This window comes from Actinomadura sp. NPDC000929 (assembly GCF_040492065.1).
GTDB classification, from domain to species: Bacteria; Actinomycetota; Actinomycetes; order Streptosporangiales; family Streptosporangiaceae; genus Spirillospora; species Spirillospora verrucosospora.
This window is the reverse complement of the sequence record NZ_JBEUPA010000010.1, coordinates 1-18,378: the sequence shown is the minus strand read 5'-3', so window position 1 is coordinate 18,378 and position 18,378 is coordinate 1. Positions and strand designations below refer to the sequence as shown.

The window sequence follows — 18,378 nt, the reverse complement described above, 5'->3', positions numbered from 1 at the left end:
AACCGGCGCGTGTCACTCCCCACCGTCGCGAAGCACCCACCTCCAGGTCCGTGCGCCTCAGTCGAAGGTGGTGGAGATCTCGTGCCAGCCGCCGGGAACGAGGGCGGCGGCTTCGTCCGGCCCCCAGGAGCCTTTGGCGTAGGGGAGGGGCTGGGTGGGGAGGTCGAGGACGGGCTGGATGATGCGCCAGGACTCTTCAGCCAGGTCGAAGCGGACGAACCGGCGGGGGTCGCCGGTCACGGCGTCGGTGAGGATCCGCTGGTAGGCCGCCTCCATCGGGCCCAGGACCTTGGTGAAGTCCACGCTGAGCGGGACTTTCCGTGTGCTGTCGCGTCCGGGGACCTTGGCGAGCAGGTCGAACGTGACCCCCGCGTCGGGCTGGATGCGGAAGCGGATCAGATTGGGCTCTGGGGCGCCGTCGAAGTAGGTGGTGGGCGGGGTGCGGAGTTGGGCGACCACTTCCAGGTCGGTGGTGCCCAGTGCCTTGCCGGAACGGATGTAGAACGGGACGTCGGCCCAGCGCCAGTTGTTGATGCGCAGGCGCAGCGCCGCGTAGGTCTCGGTGGTCGAACCCTCGCGGACGCCCTCGGTGGTGAGATAGCCGTCGTACTGGCCGCGGACGACATCGCCGGGCGCGACGGTCTCGACGGCGCGCAGCACCCGCCACTTCTCGTCGATGAAGGCGCGTGCGTCGGTCGACGGCGGCGGGTCCATGGCCAGGAGCGCCAGGATCTGCAGAAGGTGGTTCTGAACGACATCGCGGATCGTGCCGTTGGCGTCGTAGAACGAGCCGCGGTCGGCGACGTCGAAGTCCTCGGCCATGGTGATCTGCACGTTGTCCACGTAGTGACGGTTCCAGATCGGCTCCAGGAGCATGTTCTCGAACCGGAACATCAGCAGGTCCTCGATCGGCTCCTTGCCGAGGAAGTGGTCGACGCGCCTCAGATGGTCCTCGTCGAAGAACTCCAGCAACTCGGCGTTCAACGCCCGCGCCGACTCCAGGTCATTGCCGAACGGCTTCTCGACGACCATTCGGGCGTTCCTGTTCAGGCCCACCTTGGCCAGGCCCCCCGCGACCGTCGCGAACAGCGAAGGAGGAACCGCCAGGTAGTGAGTGAGGAATCCCGCGTCGCCGACCTCGCGACGGATCGCATCGAAGGTGGCGCCGTCGGTGTAGTCGCCCGCGACGAGTCGCAGGTTCCCTGCGAACTTGTTGAACGCCGCGTCGTCCACCTTGTCGTACTTGGCCTCGCAGGCCTCACGGGCCCGACTTCGCAGCCCGGCCAGGTCGAGGTCGGTCTTGGCGACCCCCACGACCGGCTGGTCCAGCACCCCGTCCGCCGTCAGCCGGTACAACGCCGGCAGCAGCATCTTGTACGCCAGGTTCCCGGTGATCCCAAACAGCACCAACGCGTCGGCCCGCTCCATCGCCAGCCCCCTCTCGTCGGCTCACAGCTTGCCGTCCCGGCCATGCGGTGAACAAGGCCCGGGGGCGCGGGTGCCTGTCACTCGGCGAGTTGATTGTCGTTGACACAAGCGACTTTCATAAATATTGTGTGAGTGCGTTGTTGCGAGTCTTTGTCGTGCGAATAACCCTCGATGGCTCCGATCAGTCACCACCTGTCCGTGCCGTGTCGCCAGATCGTCGGCACTAGCTGGGCTGACCGCTGAGCTACTTGTCCGTTCGTATTTGGAGCGGTCCAGCCTCGAATTGACGCTGCGCAACTGTACGGAGCCGCCGTGCGCATGCCATCGCCACCGCCGACCCGGATACCCAGCCCACCCGGAAGACTGCCGGTCATCGGCCACAGCCTGTCCCTGATGCGTGACCCGCTGGCCTTCATGGAGTCACTACGACCGTACGGCGACGTGGTCCGCGTCTTCATCGGCCGCCTTCCCGTGTACGTGGTGACCTCGTCGTCGCTCGTCCATCACCTTCTCGTGGCCGAGGCGGGCAACGTGGAGAAGGGGAAGCTCTTCGACAAGGTCCGGCCTCTGATCGGCAACGGCGTCTTCACCTCGAACGGCGCCTTCCACATGCGTCAGCGGCGGCTGCTCCAGCCCGCCTTCCATCGCGACCGCATCGCCGGTTACACCCGCGTCATGAGCGAGGAGACCGCGCGGCGGGCCGGGGAATGGCGGCCGCGGCAGGTGCTCGACGTCCAGCGGGAGCTCTTCGACCTGACGTTGAAGATCATCGCCGCCACGCTGTTCGCCACCGACCATGCCCGCGAGGTCGTCGCGGAGTTCCAGCAGAACTTCCCGCGCATCGTCGCGGGGATCGGCTGGCGCACCATCGCGCCGACGCCGCTGGTCGAACGGCTTCCCGTGCCGGCCAACCGCCGGTTCGACGAGGCGACGCGGGGACTGCGCCGGGCGATCCAGGAGACGATCGCGAGGTATCGGGCCGACGGTCGCGACCACGGCGACATTCTCTCCATGCTGCTCGCGGCCAAGGACGAGCGCACGGGTGAGGGCATGAGCGACGAAGAGATCCACGACGAGGTCATCGCGTTGCTCGTGGGGGGCACCGAGAGCACCGCGCTGACCCTGTCCTGGCTGTTCTACGAACTCGGACGGCATCCGGAGCTGGAGGCACGGCTCCACGCGGAGATTCGTACCGTTCTGGGAGACCGGCAGATCGGGTTCGAGGACGTCGGTGAGATGACCTTCGTGCGGGCCCTCATCACCGAGACGCTCCGGCTCCACCATCCCATCTGGATCGTGATGCGCAGAGCGCGATCGCCGATCGACCTCGGAGGCGTGCGGATTCCCCGGGGAGCGGAGATCGTCTTCAGCCCCCACACGCAGCAGCTGGACCCCGACCTCTTCCCCGAGCCTCATCGGTTCGTGCCCGGCCGCTGGCTGTCATCGTCCGCTCCCGTGCCCCGGGAGTGTTTTCTGCCGTTCGGGGCGGGTCGCCGCGTGTGCCTGGGCGATGCTTTCGCCTGGACCGAGATGACGGTGACCGTCACCACCATCGCCGCCCACTGGTCGCTGACCCCTGCCCCGGGGAGCCGCGTGCGTCCACTCGCACTCGCGACCGTGTACCCCCGCGACCTGCGAATGGTCCTCGATCCGCGTCCCTAGTGAGTGATCTTCCTCATGAGCGATCCTGCCCTGACCGTTGAGATACCTTCGCTGTACTGTCCGCTGCGCACCCGGACACACCCGATGCTCGCCGAGCTGGAACAGCGCGGAAACGACTGGATGGCCGCCCACGGATTCCACGAGAACGAGCGCCTGTGGCGGCGTGTCCAGGAGAGCAACGCCGCCGAGTTCTTCGCCCGGATCTGCCCGGACGCCGCGCCCGAACGGCTCCAGATGGCCATCGACTGGAGTTACCTCATGTTCGTCTTCGACGATGTTCTGGACGAGGCCCAGGTGACCGGGGCCTCACAGGGATTCGTCGACATCGCGTCGCGCGTCGTGCGGACGCTGGCGGATCCGGGCTGCGAGATGATGGCCGACGACGACCCGTTCCGCGCTCCCGTCCAGGACCTGGCGCACCGCCTCCGGCGATACGCCACCCCAGCCCAGGTCGGCCGCCAGCTGGACGCGCACCGCGCGTGGCTGCTCGGGGTCGCGTGGGAGATCAACTGCCGGCTCAGAGGCACCGTGCCGACTCTCAACGACTACACCGCCATGCGCCCGGTGTTCGCCGCCGCCGATCCGACGCTGGTATGGGCCGAGATCGCGCTCGGCGCGCCCATCCCGGAGGGCGAGATGTTCTCCCGCGAAGTATCCGCACTGCAGGAAATGACGGCGACCTACGCCGCCTTCAGCGACGATCTGTACTCGCTCGGCAAGGACCTGTGGTTCGCACAACGCCAGGGAGGCGGGAATCCGAGCGGGCTGAACCTGGTCAATGTCTTCGTCGCGCACGAGCACTGCACGATTCAGGAGGCCATCGCCAAGGCGGTGGACCTGTGCAACCGCATCGCCCGCCGTTTCGTCGACGTCCGCGACAACGTCGAGCCGCACGCCAGTGAACGGCTCCGGCCCTATGTCGCCAACCTGGGCTATCTCATGCGCGGCAACATCGAATGGGGCCTGGCGACGCCGCGTTACAGCAATCCCGACGGGGAGCACCCCGGAGCCGTCAGGACCACCTGCACCTGGTCGGACACGCCACCGCCCGGAACGGACCAGCCTCCGAAGATTCCCTCGATCGCCTGGTGGTGGGAGGAGCTTCCCTAGGCGTTGCGGCGCTGGGGTGAGCGCGGCGGGACGAGGAGCGGGCCTTCCCCGGAGGCGGGATGACAAGGCGAATCTCTACGCGCCTGGGCTGAAACCGCGTCCCGGTGGGACAGCTATCCGCCTACCCGTCGTAGCAACATCCCGGGCTAGTACGCGGCGTAACCGTGTACGGGCCCCGACCCTACGGGCGTGCTGCGGGATGGGGCACGCTCTGGGGCTCGGCTCCTGTCGCGGCAAGGTCGCTGCGGACTGGGATGACACGCTGGACGCTGATCCGCCCTCCACCATCGCGGGGCACGTGTGATGATCGACCTGGCGCCCGATGGCGACGATGTCCTCGGCCGGTCCGCGCCGAGGCGGGGGGTGCGTCACGTCCGTGCCGTGCGGCGGAACCGTCCGGGTGGGACGCCGTACTGCCGCTTGAACGCGTTGGCGAGAGCGAACTGCGACGAATAGCCCACCTGGGCGGCGATCTACTCCAGCGGGGCGTCGGTCTCGCGGAGGATGCTGGCCGCGGCGGTCAGCCGCCACCAGGTCAGGTAGGCCAGCGGCGGCTGGCGGGTCGCGGCGGTGAACCGGCGGGCGAACGCCGCCCGCGACAGCCCCACCTGATCCGCGAGCGACTGGACGGTCCAGGCGTGCGCGGGATCCTGATGGATGGCGTGCAGCGCCGAGCTGATCGGCGGGTCGGCCAGTGCCGCGGCCCAGCCCGCGCCACCGGGATCGCGCGGCCGGTCCTCGAACCAGGCGCGCAGCACGTGCAGCAGCAGCATGTCGAGCAGGAGCGGGACGAGTGCCGCGCCGCCGGGACGGGACGACCCGAGTTCCCGGCCGAGAGCGTCGAGTGTCGTGCGCAGGTCGTCGTGCCGTCCGACCAGCGCGGGCAGGTGGAGCACCGCGGGAATGTCGCGCAGCAGCGGGTGGGTGCGGTCCGGGTCGAGCCGGTAGCCGCCGCACAGCGTCACCACATCGCCGTCTTCGGCTGGCCGCCGCGGCGGGTGCGCGGCCTCGACCAACGGTGTGGCCGGGTCGTCGGCCATGCCGTAGCCGTCTCCGCGCGGTGTGAAGATCACGTCGCCGGGTCCGACTGCGACCGGCGCGCGGCCGTCGACCAGCGCGGGACACTCGATCCGTACGAGGGGTCCTGCGGTCCCTGGTCCGCCATACCCTCCTTTCCGCTCAAGATCCCCCCGCAGTCCCGTAGCACGCAGGGGATCTTGAGAGGCGCCACCGCCGTGCGCCCCCGCGGTCACCGGCAGGCCGACACGCCCGGACAGCCCATGGCCCGCCGGACTCCCGCTCGGCGCGCCCTTCTGTTAGAGCCAGAGGATGACGTTGAGGGTGGGGACGTGGATCAGGAGGAAGGCGTTCTTCGCCTTCGCCGTCGCCTCCGGCTGGCGTGGGGAGACGGCGGTCGTGACGACCACGTAGCGGTCCTGGGTTCCGACATCGCCGATGCGGGCGCCTCCCGGCGGGTCGACGTCGCCGTCCGGAACGAAGCGCAGGTCGGTGTGCCGCAGACGAGGCCGGGCGCCGGCGGCGGAGGCCCGGTCGGGGAACTTGAGAACGTGGCTGCTGACCAGGACGCCGTCCGTGGTTCTGAACGCGATCTCGATCCGTCCCTCGCACCGGGTCCGGCGCAGGACGGCGCGGGCTTGCCCACTGGTCGCTCCCGCCAGACAGCCCTTCTCATCGTCCAGGACCTTGGCGGCCGTGCGCTCGTAGGTCTCGGACCGCCCCTCGAAGCGGTTCTCGAACCCGGTGGCGTCGTCGTAGAAGGTGTCGACCTCGAACGCCGGGCCGCCGATGGCGGATGGCCCGGCGGTCATGAGCACGACGGCGAACGGTGCGGACAGAACGGTCGCCCCGAGAACACCTAACGTGGAGCCGAGCGCGATGCGCTGCTTACGTTCGCGCGCCTCCCAGCGGCGCACATGGTCGGGAAGCCCGGTTGGGCTTGGAGACCCAAGGGTCGCCGGCCCGCCGGTCTCCGCGGGCGCCGGGGGAGCCTGGGCCCGGACGACCACCGTCCCGGCGCGCCGGTCGTGCAGGCACTGTCTCAGCCGCTCGTCTTTCCCGCACACCCAGGGATCGCTGATCAGCGGTAGGGACGCGGAGTTCCTCGGGAGGGCATACCGCCGGAAGGACCGCCGCCAGTTCGGGGGCCGTGTTCCGTCCTCCTCGCGCACCACCCGGATCCCGGCGACTCGTTGGCCCAGGGTGCAGCCCCACCGCACGATCCCCCCGACGCGCAGCAGCAGCGGGCCGGCCATGCCGAGGACCACGACTGGGGCGGTCGCCCAGAGGAACGAGGTGGAGGAGCCATCGGACAGCAAGGCGGCCGCGTAGACCGGCGACACAGCCGCCATGACCACGAAGAAGGCGGCCAGCAGGTCGAGCACGCGGGCCGCGACCCGCTGCCGAGTGCTCGCCAACACCCGCACGACGCGGCCGTCATCGCCCGGTACCCGCTCTGGGGGCGTCCCTGCCGGGACATACAGGGGCGTCGTCACGGGCGTACATGCAAGCACACCCCAACTCCACCCGCGCGGCCGAGTCGACCGTGAAGTTGCGAAAAATGATGACACCGTTCCTGCGGGCGGTGGCCAAGGACTCCTATGCCGCGCTGCCCGCGCGGAAGCCGGCCTGTCCGCGGGCGGCGACTGGCCGGTGAGCACCCCGGATCCGCTGCGGGCGTGCACGTCGCCGTCAACCGGGTGGCGCCCGGCGAGAAGGCCGCCTTCGCCGAGGGCGAGCGGGTCCATCCGGCGCCGCCTTGACCGACCGGCGACTCGTCGGTTCCGGAAAGGCTAGCAAACATGAGGAAATCTCATGTATTTTGGCGCTTCTCGGCGCCTGGAGGCCACATTGGGTTCGCGACGTCTCGTGTCAACGGCCGTGGGTGCCGTTCTGGTACTGGTCGCGGCGGGGGCTCTGATCGATCCGGTCGGGTACTTCGCGTTGCTGGGAATGCCCGGACGGGTGGTACCGGCGGCGCGCTGGCAGATCGTCCCCCTGGTGGTCTACGTTCCGTTGCTGCTGACGGGCACGGCGTGGGTCGTGGCCGCCTTCGGGCATCTGGAACGGCGGGCGCGCTTCGCGACGGTGTGGGCGGGGTTCGTGCTGACCGCCGTGGTCGCGAAGGCCGCCATGTCGGTCGCGGCGACGGCACCTGAGCTGGACGTCGCCGACCTGCTGTGGTCGACGAGTTTCACCGTGCCGAAAGCGGCCCTGTACGCGCTGGTCCCGGCGGCGGTCACCCTCCTTGCGCGTGCGGGAGAGCGTGAGGACGGCGAGCCCGCCCGCCGGGCGCACTGGCCGGTCGCGGCCATCAGCGTCTCGGTGGTGGCGGTGACCGGGATGTGGGTGGCGTCGCACTGGTCGCGGGACCTGCCGGACGGACTGCCGTCGGCGTCCCCGCAGGGTGGGGCGGCCGGGCTCCTCGCCGGGCTGGTGACGCTCTTCCTGGCGCTCGCCCGCACCCAGCGAACCTTCGCACGCCGATCCCGCACGCCCTCGGGGGCCTTCATCGGCGGATGGCTGGCCGCGCTCTGGGCGGGCATCGTCCTCGGCGCCGTCCAAACCGCCGGACTCCTGGTCCTGGACGGGCCGGGCGCTCCCCTGCAGACGCCCGCGGCCCTGTGGACCAGGCTCGGCGAGGGCGCGTCCCTCGGCGTCGCCTTCGGCTGGCTGCCCGCACTGCTGGCCTTGCCCGCCACCGGCCGCGCGTTCAGGCGGGCGGCTGGTGGCGCCTCCGCCGCGACTGCCCTGAGCTTCGCGGTCGCGGTGGCTGCGATGGCCGGAGCCGTGGCCCTCGCCGGGCCGGAGCCCGCGCCCGTCGCCCGCAGACCCGCCGCCGCGCCGGAGACGGGGCTGTCACCGTTGCGGGCCGTCCGGGGGAAGCGGCCTCGCATCGTCGACAGTGAAGGCCGGCAGGTCCTCCTGCGCGGAGTGAACGTCAACCAGTTGGTGGACTTCTATTCGCCGCGCCCGGGAGTGCCGGCGACACTGCCACTCGGCGAGGACGATTTCGCGCAGATGGCGGCGCTCGGCCTGAACGTGGTGCGGCTGGGGGTGTCATGGTCACGTATCGAACCGCGCCCCGGCCGGTACGACGAGGGCTACCTGCGGCAGATCGCCCAGGCCGTGGCCTGGGCGAAGCGGCACGGGCTGTACACGGTGATCGACATGCACCAGGACGGCTGGAGCAACGAGCCCACCCCGGCCGGAACCTCGTGCCCCTTCGGCACGTCCCGGATGGACGGCTACGACGGCGCGCCCGCGTGGGCGACCAAGGCCGACGGCGCGCCGCGCTGCCAGTTCACCGGACGCGACATCTCGCCCGCGGGGAACCGCGCGTTCACGAACTTCTACTATGACCGCGACGGTGTCCAGGGCCGCCTGGTGAAGGTGTGGAGCATGCTCGCCGCCCGCTTCGGCGACGACCCCGCGGTGGCCGGGTTCGACCCGCTCAACGAACCGGGCTTCGGTGAGCAGGCGCCGCTGACATCGACGCTGCTGCTCGGCCGTTTCTACGACCGTGTCCTGCGGGCGATCCGCTCCGCCGAGGCCCGTCCCCATCTGCTGTTCGCCGAGCCGAGCATCTTCTGGTCCGGCACCGGGTTCGACGCGATCCCGCGCGGCTCCTTCCGGTCCGATCCCGACGTCGTCTTCGCGCCCCATCTGTACGCCGAGTCGATCACCATGGACGCTTCGCTCGGGCTGCCCGTCATGACCTCCGTCGAGCACGGCTTCGCCCTCGCGCGGCGGGCCGCCGGCGACATGCCGGTCTGGAGCGGCGAGTGGGGGTTCTGGGGCGACGCCGGCTCGGTGGCCGGCAGGCTTCGCCGCTACGCCCGCCAAGAGGACGACAGCAGGATCGGCGGAGCCTTCTGGGTGTGGAAACAGGCGTGCGGCGATCCGCAGAACGGCGTCGAGCCGATCGGGAACGGGCTCAACAACCTCGACTGCGCGACGGGACGCTTCCTGCGCCGCGACGCGGTGGCCGAACAGGAGATCTCGCGCGCCTACCCGCGCGCGGCCCCGGGCGTCCTCACCTCGCTGCGGTCCCTTCCCGGCGGACGGCCGGGCGGAAAGGCCGCCGGGCCGCAGGAACTCGCGCTCACCGGAAAGACAACGGGCGGCGGCTGTGAACTGGACATCTGGGTGCCGGGAGAAGACCGTCCCGCTCCCGCGGTCACCGGCATCGAGAGGATCGAAGCGAGAAAGGCCGAGGGCGGCTGGCGCGTCACCGGCTGCGCCCGCGGCTCGTACCGGCTGACGATCAGCTGACCGGCGGCCCGTCCACTACTTGGACGCCGACGTCCCTCCCCGGAAGAACCCCAGAAACGCAAAGTGGGACAGATGAGCATCTGCCCCACTTTGTCGTGAAGTGTCCGAGGGGGGACTTGAACCCCCATGCCCCGTAAAGGGCACTAGCACCTCAAGCTAGCGCGTCTGCCTATTCCGCCACCCGGACCGGTCGCAGGCCGCAGCGGGGCTGCGGCGGCGGAGTTCACCATACCAAAGGTGGCGAGTCGCGGCGAAGTCGATCGACGGGGCACCATGGGACGGTACGCGAGCGACGCGAGGTGATCATTGTGGTGCGGCAGCCGACCGCCGAGGACGAGGTCGTTCAGCTCTGCCAGGAGCTGATCCGGATCGACACCAGCAACCCGGGAGATCACTCGGGCCCGGGGGAACGGGCGGCGGCGGAGTACGTCGCGGAGAAGCTGGAGGAGGTCGGGCTGGAGACCCGGATCTTCGAGTCGCATCCGGGGCGCGCCAGCCTGGTCGCGCGGATCGAGGGCGAGGACCCGGGGCGCGACGCCCTGCTCCTGCACGGGCATCTCGACGTGGTGCCGGCGCGCCGGGAGGACTGGACGCGCGACCCGTTCGGCGGGGAGATCGCCGACGGGTGCGTCTGGGGGCGCGGCGCCGTCGACATGAAGGACATGGACGCGATGATGCTCGCAGTGGTGCGGCAGCGCCTGCGGGAGGGGCGAAAGCCCCCGCGGGACGTGGTGCTCGCCTTCCTGGCCGACGAGGAGGCCGGGGGGAAGTGGGGCGCGCACTGGCTGGTGCGGGAGCATCCCGAGCTGTTCGAGGGGTGCACCGAGGCCGTGGGGGAGGTCGGCGGGTTCAGCCTGACGGTGCCCGGGGACCGGCGGATGTACCTCATCGAGACGGCGGAGAAGGGCATCGCGTGGATGAACCTGACCGCCTCCGGGACGGCCGGCCACGGGTCGATGGTGCATCCGGACAACGCGGTCACGGCGCTGGCGGCGGCGGTCGCGCGGCTGGGAGCGCACGAGTTCCCGGTGCGGCTGACGAAGTCGGTGCGGGCGTTCCTGGAGCGGGCCTGCATGGCGTACGGCGTCGAGTTCGATCCGGAAAATCCGGAAAAATGCCTTAAAGAGATCGGGCCGCTCGCGCGAATGATCGGCGCGACGCTGCGGAACACGCTCAATCCGACGCGGCTGGATGCCGGTTACAAGTCGAATGTGATCCCGCAGACCGCCACCGCTCAGGTGGACGGACGATTCCTTCCCGGGCACGAGACGGAATTCTTCGCCGTAGTGGACGAACTTCTCGGGCCGGACGTCAAGCGGGATTTCGTCCACCATGACCGCGCGGTCGAGACGGACTACGAGGGTGCGCTCGTCGCGGCGATGGAGGCGGCGCTGACCTCGGAGGACGCGGGTGCGCTGCCGGTGCCGTACTGCCTGAGCGGCGGGACGGACGCCAAGGCGTTCTCCACTCTGGGCATGCGGTGCTTCGGTTTCGCGCCGCTGAAATTGCCCCCAGAGTTGGACTTTTCCGGAATGTTCCATGGGGTCGACGAGCGCGTTCCCGTGGACGGTCTGCGCTTCGGCGTGAGGGTTCTCGACAAATTCCTTGATCGCTCCTGAATTTGCCATCGCTAGAGCTTTCCGTGGTGCTATCGTCACCATTCGTTGAGGACGGATCGGTCGCAGCGGAGGGTGTCCGGTGGCAGGTGGCGCGGTGCGGGTCGGGGCGGTATCCGCCCTGCTGCGCCGTGCCGCCGTCGGGCGTTCCGTGCGGCGCCTGCTGGTCCTCGGCGGGCTGCTGATCGCCGGCTGGCTCCTCGGGTGCGCGGCGCAGGTCGCGCACGCCGACGAGCCGCCGACCGCGCCCGTGACGGGGGTCGTCGAGAAGACGCCCCTGCTGGGGGACGCGGTCCAGACCGTCCGCGACCGCCGGCCCGTGCGGGAGGCGCCCGGCGTCGCCGCCCCGGTCGAGGTCGTGGGCGTCGTGGCACCGCAACCGCCTGAAGAGAAGACCGCGCACGACGTGCCGCCGCCCCCGCCTGAAGTTCGGGTCGAGCCGTCCGTCAAGCGCAAGCCCAGGCCGGTCGTGACCGAGGTCGCCGCCGTGCCCGAGACGCACCGCGAGGCGTCCGCGCCCACTGTTTCCAGCCTTTCCCGGACGCGACCCGGCGCCGGCCATGCCGCCCGCCACGTCGTCGTCCGGCACCACCCCGCACCGAGCCCGGCGCCCGAGAAGCCGGGCACCCATTCGGCGACCGGCGGCTTCATCGCGTCCACCGTCGCCGCGGGGTTCCCCTCTGCCGGGACTCCTGTCCCCGCACCTCGTCGGGCATCGCTGCGCCCCGTCTTCGGCGCCGTGCCACCGGCCGTCCGCACCGCTGCGGACGAGCCCTCCTTCGCGCCCGACTAGTTCCCGACTCCAGTCTCCGGACGCGTGCCCGTGCGGCTCGGGCGCGCCGATCCGGTCTTCCGCCGTGCCCTCATGCGCGGCCTTCCCCCGAGACGCACCTGTCTCTTCCTTCACCAACTCTCCCCTAGGAGCATCATGCAAACGTGGGCAAAGGGCACCTCCCGTGCCGTGCTGACCGCGGGCTTCGTCGCCCTCGGCGTCAGCGCCATCCCCGTCAACGCCTTCGCCGACGTCACGTCCGGAAACGGCGGCGTCCTGAGCGGCAACCAGGTCAACGCCCCGATCTCCGCGCCCGTCGACGTGAGCGGCAACGCCGTCTCGCTGGTGGGCGGCAGCCAGGCGGCGTCCCGCGGCGGCGCCAAGGTCGAGCAGGGCGGCAGCGGCGGCGGCCAGAAGACGTCCGGCAAGCGCGGCGTCGCGTCCGGCAACCAGGTCAACGCCCCGATCTCCCTGCCGGTGAACGCCTGCGGCAACGCCGTCGCCGTCGTCGGCGGGTCGCAGGCCGGCTGCGAGGGCGGCGCCAAGGTCAAGGGCAGCGGCAAGGGCGGCCAGACCACCGACGGGACGGCCGGTGTCCTGAGCGGCAACCAGGTCAAGGCCCCGATCTCCGCGCCCGTCAACGCGTGCGGCAACGCCGTCGCCGTGGTCGGCCGGGCGCTCGCGGGCTGCGAGGGAGGCTCGAAGGTCAAGAGCGGCGGGAACACCGGGTCGAAGCAGCAGACGTCCGGCGTCCGCGCCGTCGGCGGCGGCAACCAGGCCGACGTCCCGATCAGCGTGCCCGTGGACGTCTGCGGCAACGCGGTCGGCAACGCGGTGGCGGCGTGCGAGGGCGGCGCCTCCGTCCGCAACGGCGGCCACCGGACGGGACAGCAGACCACCTCCGGCGTGCGCGGCATCCTCTCCGGAAACCAGGGCAACGCGCCGATCAGCATCCCGGTGACGGCCTGCGGGAACGCCGCGGCCCTCGTCGGGGAGGCCGGGGCGATCTGCGAGGGCGGCGCGCACGTGCGCAGCGGCTCCGGCGGCGACCAGAAGACCTCCGGGACGCGGGGGATCCTGTCCGGAAACCAGGGCAACGCCCCCATCTCCGTTCCCGCCGAGGTCTGCGGCAACGCGGCCGCCGTCGTCGGCGGCGCGGCGGCGGGGTGCAACGGCCAGAGCCTCGTCCAGGGCCCGCACGGCTCGGGGTCGAAGACGTCCGGCGACCAGGGCACCGGCTCCGGGAACCAGGCGAACGCGCCGGTCCAGGCCCCGGCCGTGGTGTGCGGCAACGCCGCCGCCGCGGTCGGCCTGGCCTCCGCGGTGTGCGACGAGCCCGGGAACGGCGGGTACGAGCCCTACTCCCGGACGACCGGCACCGCGCCCCGTCCCGGCTCGAAGATCGACCCGCCCGCGGTCGGCGGCCTCCCCGTCCTCGACGGCCTGCCGGCCCAGGGCGGGCCCGCGGGGCGGAACCAGCGCACCGCGCTCGACGGTGACGGCGCGCCGGCGGCCGTCTCGCTCCTGGACACGCAGGCCCTGCCGGGCGGCGCCGGGCTGCCCAAGGTGAACGGCCGCAGCGCGCCGGTCGACGGCGGCCTCCCCGTGCTGGGGAGCCCGCGGTCGCTGAGCGGCACCGCGTCGAAGCTGGGCCCGGTCGAGCTGCCCAAGGGCGCCTCGCTGGTGGGGACCCTCCTCCAGGACCAGCCGGCCCGGGGCGCGATGTCCAGGTCGAAGGGGCTGCCGAAGGGCACCGGCCTGCCGCAGGTGGGCGTCCTGCCGAACGTGAACGGCGCGTCGCAGGTTCTCCCCGCGGAGAAGGTGCTTCCCCAGGTCCAGGGCCTGGCCGGGAAGAGCGCGCCGGTGAAGGTCGGCGCGGAGCGCGTCCGTCCGGCCGAGGCGGCGCCGGGCACGGTCTCGCTGCCCGTGAAGCCGGTCCTGCCGGTCGACGTGCGCGGCGTGGCGACCGCCGAGATCGCGGACGTGCCCGACCGGATCGGCCCGATGAGCCCGGTCGCGTCCACCCAGAAGATCACGCCGGGGACCAGGACGGGCGCGACGCTGCTCGCGGCGGTCTCCGGGGTGCTGGCCGCCGCGGCCGGGGCCCTGGTGCTGGGCCGGCGGATGCGGGTGAGCCGCCGCTAGATCCACCAGACCGCGGGTGAGCCGGCCTCGGGCCGGCATGCGAAAGACCTTCGCCCGTCCCGGAGGCGCGGACCGGGGCGGGCGAAGCCATACCCTCAACCAGATGGCCGTGCCGTGAGCGGGCGAAGTCGTGCCCGACGCGCGGATGTAGCCGTGCCCGTGGACGGGTGCGGCCCTACCTGTGACAGGCGCGCGAGCCTCCTGCACGCCCGGCGGGGGCTGGTGTAGCGCGGCGCTCGCCCCACCGAAGCCGTACCCGTGAGGCGGCGCGGCCGTTCACGGGTACGGTGAGGCTGCGTTCGCGGGACGCTGAGGGCGAGTCCGCAGGCCGCGACGCCGCGTCCGTGTGCCGGGGGCGCTGTGTTCGTGGGCGGTGGGGCGAGGGGGCGGCGGACACAGTAACGTCACGTCAAGGAATCCGTACGCAGTGCTACGCTCCGGACAGGCCGCTGGGAACGGTCAGAAAGTACGGACCGCGCGGATGACCTTGCGGCGCAGTTGAATACGACGGCGGCCGTCCGGGTACAGGCGCAAGCGATCGAGTTCCCAGCCGCCGTGCTCCGCGTGCTCGGTCATGATCCGCCGGGCGGCGTCACGGGTGGTACCGCGCGGCAGTGACAGGACGAGGTAGGTGTACTCCGCCATTGCGACCATTATTACTTGGTCTACCGGCCGTGCGGCACCGTACCGTGGCCTCCCGGTCCGCGCGGTGCGCGGCGGCGTGTCATCCTGTCGGGGGCGTGCGGCGGTGAGAATCCCGCCCCTCCGTGGGGGCGGCACGATGATCGCAGGGCGGCGGCGGGAAGGCGCGGGCACAAACACGCCGCCATGCGACGTTGTACGAAGCCGGTAGGAAGAGCCTGAGTCAGAGGACCCGAGACAGCGAGGTTGGAGCGACTGTGCCAGCCAAGAACGGCACCGCGAACAGTGGCCGGGGCAACGGCCCGGGGACGCGCCTGGTGATCGTCGAGTCGCCCGCGAAGGCGAAGACGATCGCCGGTTACCTGGGCCGCGGTTACATCGTGGAGTCCAGTATCGGCCATATCCGGGACCTGCCCGGAAGCGCCTCGGAGGTGCCGGCCAAGTACAAGGGCGAGCCGTGGGCGAAGCTCGGCGTGAACGTCGAGCACGAGTTCGAGCCGCTGTACGTGGTCAACTCCGACAAGCGCCAGCAGGTGCAGAAGCTCAAGAAGCTGCTGGCCGAGGCCGACGAGCTCTTCCTCGCGACGGACGAGGACCGGGAGGGCGAGGCGATCGCCTGGCACCTCCAGGACGTCCTGAAGCCGAAGGTCCCCGTGCACCGGATGGTCTTCAACGAGATCACCAAGGACGCGATCCAGCGCGCCGCCGCGAACCCGCGCCAGCTGAACATGCGTCTGGTGGACGCGCAGGAGACGCGCCGCATCCTGGACCGCCTCTACGGGTACGAGGTCAGCCCCGTCCTGTGGAAGAAGGTCATGCCGAAGCTGTCGGCGGGCCGCGTGCAGTCGGTGGCGACGCGGCTGGTCGTCGAGCGGGAGCGGGAGCGGATCGCCTTCGTCCCCGCCCACTACTGGGACATCGCGGCCCAGTTCGACACCGGCAAGGACGAGGAGCCGACGGCCTTCAAGGCCGGGCTCGTCTCGGTGGACGGCAGGCGCGTCGCGCAGGGCCGCGACTTCGGCTCCGACGGCGTCCTGAAGACGAAGGACGCGCTGCACCTGGACGAGGCCGCGGCGACGGCCCTCGCCGAGCGCCTGCGCGGCCGCCCGTACGAGGTGAAGTCGGTCGAGCGCAAGCCGTACACGCGCCGCCCGTACCCCCCGTTCCGGACGACGACGCTCCAGCAGGAGGCCAGCCGCAAGCTGAGCTTCTCCGCGAAGTACACGATGTCGGTCGCGCAGAAGCTGTACGAGAACGGCTTCATCACCTACATGCGAACCGACTCGATCACTCTGTCGGAGACCGCGATCACGGCGGCGCGGCGGCAGGCGGCGTCGCTGTTCGGCGGCGAGTACGTCCCGGACAAGCCGCGCGTCTACACGTCCAAGGTGAAGAACGCGCAGGAGGCGCACGAGGCGATCCGCCCGGCGGGCGACACGTTCCGCACGCCCGCGGAGACGGGCCTGTCCGGCGACCAGTTCCGGCTGTACGAGCTGATCTGGAAGCGGACGATCGCGTCCCAGATGAAGGACGCCGTCGGCCAGTCGGTGTCGATCCGGGTCACCGGGACGTCGACGCGGAACGAGCGCGCGGAGTTCGGCGCGACCGGCAAGACGATCACGTTCCACGGTTTCCTCAAGGCCTACGTGGAGAGCGCCGACGACCCGTCCACGGACCGGGACGACCAGGAGCGGCGGCTGCCGAACCTGGCCGAGGGCGACCCGCTGACGGCGAGCGCGGTGGACGCCGAGGGCCACTCGACCCGCCCGCCGGCCCGCTACACCGAGGCCAGCCTGGTCAAGGAGCTGGAGGAGCGGGAGATCGGGCGCCCGTCGACCTACGCCTCGATCATCGGAACGATCCTGGCGCGCGAGTACGTGTTCAAGAAGGGCACGGCGCTCGTCCCGTCGTTCCTGGCGTTCGCCGTGGTGAACCTGCTGGAGCAGCACTTCGGCAACCTGGTCGACTACGACTTCACCGCCCACATGGAGGACGGCCTCGACGAGATCGCGCGCGGCGAGGCCGAGCGCGTCCGCTGGCTGACCCGGTTCTACTTCGGCGACACCGGCGAGGAGGGCCTGAAGGAGCTGGTCGGCGACATCGGCGACATCGACGCCAAGGGGATCAGCTCGTTCCCGATCAAGGGCACCGACATCATGGTGCGGGTCGGCCGGTACGGGCCGTACCTCGACCGGGACGGCGAGCGCGTCAACATCCCCGAGGACATCGCGCCGGACGAGCTGACCGCCGAGAAGGCCGAGGAGCTGTTCGCGCAGCCGTCGGGCGACCGGGAGCTCGGCGTCGACCCCGAGACCGGCCACACGATCGTCGCCAAGTCGGGGCGGTTCGGTCCCTACGTCACCGAGATCCTGCCCGAGCCGGCGCCGCCGGCCGACGGCAAGAAGCGGACGAAGAAGGCCGAGGCCGCCAAGCCGCGCACGTCGTCGCTGTTCAAGTCGATGTCGCTCGACACGATCACGCTCGACGACGCGCTGAAGCTGCTGTCGCTGCCGCGCACGCTGGGCGAGCTGGACGGCGAGCCGGTGACCGCGCAGAACGGCCGCTTCGGCCCGTACATCAAGCGGGGCTCCGACAGCCGGTCGCTCGGCTCGGAGGAGGAGCTGTTCACGGTCACGCTGGAGCGGGCGAAGGAGCTGCTGGCGCAGCCCAAGCAGCGCGGCCGCCGGGCCGCGGCCGCCGCGCCGCTGCGCGAGCTGGGCAAGGACCCGGCGAGCGGGGAGCCGGTCGTGGTGAAGGAGGGCCGGTTCGGCCCGTACGTCACCGACGGCGAGACGAACGCCAGCCTGCGCAAGGGCGACGAGGTCGAGTCGATCACGATCCAGCGCGCCGCGGAACTGCTCGCGGAGCGCCGGGAGAAGGTCGCCGCGGGCGGCGGGAAGAAGAAGGCGGCGCCGCGCCGTCGAACCTCCGCAAAGTCCGGTTCATAGGGACATCTACGCCGATACCCTGACCGACATGACCAGAACGGGCGCACCCCGGCCGCACCCCGCAGCGTCACCGCCGCCGGGCGTTTCGTCGCTTTCGTCGATCGGGCCGTTCCGGCGGCTCCGGATGGCGCTGGCGCTGTCCAGCGCCGCCCAGTGGATCGGCGTACCCGCGCTGACCGCCATGGCGGCGATGCTGACGCGCGGCGACGGCGCCGCCGCGCAGGCGCAGGCGATCGGCGGCACGCTGGCGCTGATGCTGCTGCCCGCGGTGGTGCTCCCGCCGGTCGCCGGGCTGCTCGCGGCCCGCGTCGACCGCCGGCTGATGCTGATTATCGCCGACGCGCTGCGGCTGGTGGTCGTCGTGACGGTGCCGCTCGTGCACGCGCTGCCGTGGACGCTCGCCGCCGCCTTCCTCGTCTCGTGCCTGAGCCTGCTGTGGATACCGGCGGCGCGCGCGTCCCTGCCCGCCGTGGTCCCGGACGAGGAGGCGCGGCCCGCCGCGCGCCGCGCCGCGACCCGCGTCCTCTACGGTCCGGCGCCCGCCGCCGCGCTGCTGTTCGCCGTCCTCGCGCTCGTCGCGAACGGGACGCTCGGCGCCGGTTCTCGCGCCGACCTCGCCCTGTACGTGACGGCGGGCCTGTTCCTCGTGGCGGCCGCCGCCGTGGCGACGGCCGGCGAGATCCCGGCGACCGAGCCGGTCGCGGCCGGGTCGCCGCTGAAACTGATCTTCCAGGGCCCGGGGTCGGCCGCCGCGCGCGGCGCC

General features: G+C 71.3%; 11 protein-coding genes, 1 tRNA gene and 1 pseudogene. 8 read left to right on the top strand and 5 right to left on the bottom strand.

Annotated features, from left to right (window positions below; translation table 11 throughout):
• Window positions 1-57: 57 nt before the first annotated feature.
• Entirely contained in the window at window positions 58-1,428 is a 1,371-nt protein-coding gene (gene zwf / locus ABWI04_RS06020) for a glucose-6-phosphate dehydrogenase (RefSeq protein WP_353831701.1), read from the bottom strand.
• A 318-nt stretch (window positions 1,429-1,746) separates the two neighbouring features.
• Here zwf and ABWI04_RS06015 point away from each other — a divergent pair, with 318 nt between their 5' ends.
• Both ABWI04_RS06015 and ABWI04_RS06010 read left to right on the top strand, forming a co-directional pair.
• Entirely contained in the window at window positions 1,747-3,090 is a 1,344-nt protein-coding gene (locus ABWI04_RS06015; RefSeq protein ID WP_353831700.1) for a cytochrome P450, read from the top strand.
• 15 nt (window positions 3,091-3,105) lie between these two features.
• Entirely contained in the window at window positions 3,106-4,200 is a 1,095-nt protein-coding gene (locus tag ABWI04_RS06010; RefSeq protein ID WP_353831699.1) for a terpene synthase family protein, read from the top strand.
• Between the two features lie 473 nt (window positions 4,201-4,673).
• Here the strand turns inward: ABWI04_RS06010 and ABWI04_RS06000 are convergent, their stop codons facing one another.
• A complete protein-coding gene (locus ABWI04_RS06000; protein WP_353831697.1) occupies window positions 4,674-5,453 on the bottom strand; it encodes an AraC family transcriptional regulator in 780 nt (259 codons plus the stop codon).
• A 63-nt stretch (window positions 5,454-5,516) separates the two neighbouring features.
• Window positions 5,517-6,713 carry an RDD family protein gene (locus ABWI04_RS05995; RefSeq protein WP_353831696.1) on the bottom strand — a complete coding sequence of 399 codons (1,197 nt, stop codon included), beginning with the start codon at window positions 6,711-6,713 and terminating at the stop codon, window positions 5,517-5,519.
• A gap of 385 nt (window positions 6,714-7,098) precedes the next feature.
• On the opposite strand from ABWI04_RS05995, the gene ABWI04_RS05990 reads away from it, so the two are divergent.
• The gene (locus tag ABWI04_RS05990; RefSeq protein ID WP_353831695.1) at window positions 7,099-9,492 is read left to right on the top strand and encodes a glycoside hydrolase family 5 protein; all 2,394 of its coding nucleotides are present in this window, start codon (window positions 7,099-7,101) and stop codon (window positions 9,490-9,492) included.
• 101 nt (window positions 9,493-9,593) lie between these two features.
• Here the strand turns inward: ABWI04_RS05990 and ABWI04_RS05985 are convergent.
• Window positions 9,594-9,679 (bottom strand) — tRNA-Leu (locus tag ABWI04_RS05985).
• 112 nt (window positions 9,680-9,791) lie between these two features.
• Here ABWI04_RS05985 and ABWI04_RS05980 point away from each other — a divergent pair.
• The 3 genes from ABWI04_RS05980 (at window position 9,792) to ABWI04_RS05970 (ending at window position 14,025) form a co-directional block, all read left to right on the top strand.
• Window positions 9,792-11,111 (top strand): M20/M25/M40 family metallo-hydrolase, encoded by a 1,320-nt coding sequence (locus ABWI04_RS05980; protein ID WP_353831694.1) that lies wholly within the window; start codon window positions 9,792-9,794, stop codon window positions 11,109-11,111.
• A gap of 79 nt (window positions 11,112-11,190) precedes the next feature.
• On the top strand, window positions 11,191-11,901 hold the full coding sequence (locus ABWI04_RS05975) for a hypothetical protein (RefSeq protein WP_353831693.1): 711 nt from the start codon (window positions 11,191-11,193) through the stop codon (window positions 11,899-11,901).
• A gap of 135 nt (window positions 11,902-12,036) precedes the next feature.
• Window positions 12,037-14,025 (top strand): chaplin family protein, encoded by a 1,989-nt coding sequence (locus ABWI04_RS05970; protein WP_353831692.1) that lies wholly within the window; start codon window positions 12,037-12,039, stop codon window positions 14,023-14,025.
• 459 nt (window positions 14,026-14,484) lie between these two features.
• On the opposite strand, the gene ABWI04_RS05965 is transcribed toward ABWI04_RS05970, so the two are convergent.
• A complete protein-coding gene (locus ABWI04_RS05965) occupies window positions 14,485-14,670 on the bottom strand; it encodes a DUF5703 family protein (RefSeq protein WP_179845705.1) in 186 nt (61 codons plus the stop codon).
• 254 nt (window positions 14,671-14,924) lie between these two features.
• Here ABWI04_RS05965 and topA point away from each other — a divergent pair, with 254 nt between their 5' ends.
• Both topA and ABWI04_RS05955 read left to right on the top strand, forming a co-directional pair.
• Entirely contained in the window at window positions 14,925-17,615 is a 2,691-nt protein-coding gene (gene topA / locus ABWI04_RS05960; protein ID WP_345179685.1) for a type I DNA topoisomerase, read from the top strand.
• Between the two features lie 28 nt (window positions 17,616-17,643).
• Window positions 17,644-18,378 (top strand): annotated as a pseudogene (locus tag ABWI04_RS05955) (dTMP kinase); the annotation flags it as partial.

Excerpts from the sequence above, each read along its gene's own strand:
- ABWI04_RS06015 (WP_353831700.1), top strand. The coding sequence starts at position 1,747 with ATGCCATCGCCACCGCCGACCCGGATACCCAGCCCACCCGGAAGACTG.
- ABWI04_RS05965 (WP_179845705.1), bottom strand. The coding sequence starts at position 14,670 with ATGGCGGAGTACACCTACCTCGTCCTGTCACTGCCGCGCGGTACCACC.
- ABWI04_RS06010 (WP_353831699.1), top strand. The coding sequence starts at position 3,106 with ATGAGCGATCCTGCCCTGACCGTTGAGATACCTTCGCTGTACTGTCCG.
- ABWI04_RS05970 (WP_353831692.1), top strand. The coding sequence starts at position 12,037 with ATGCAAACGTGGGCAAAGGGCACCTCCCGTGCCGTGCTGACCGCGGGC.
- zwf (WP_353831701.1), bottom strand. The coding sequence starts at position 1,428 with ATGGAGCGGGCCGACGCGTTGGTGCTGTTTGGGATCACCGGGAACCTG.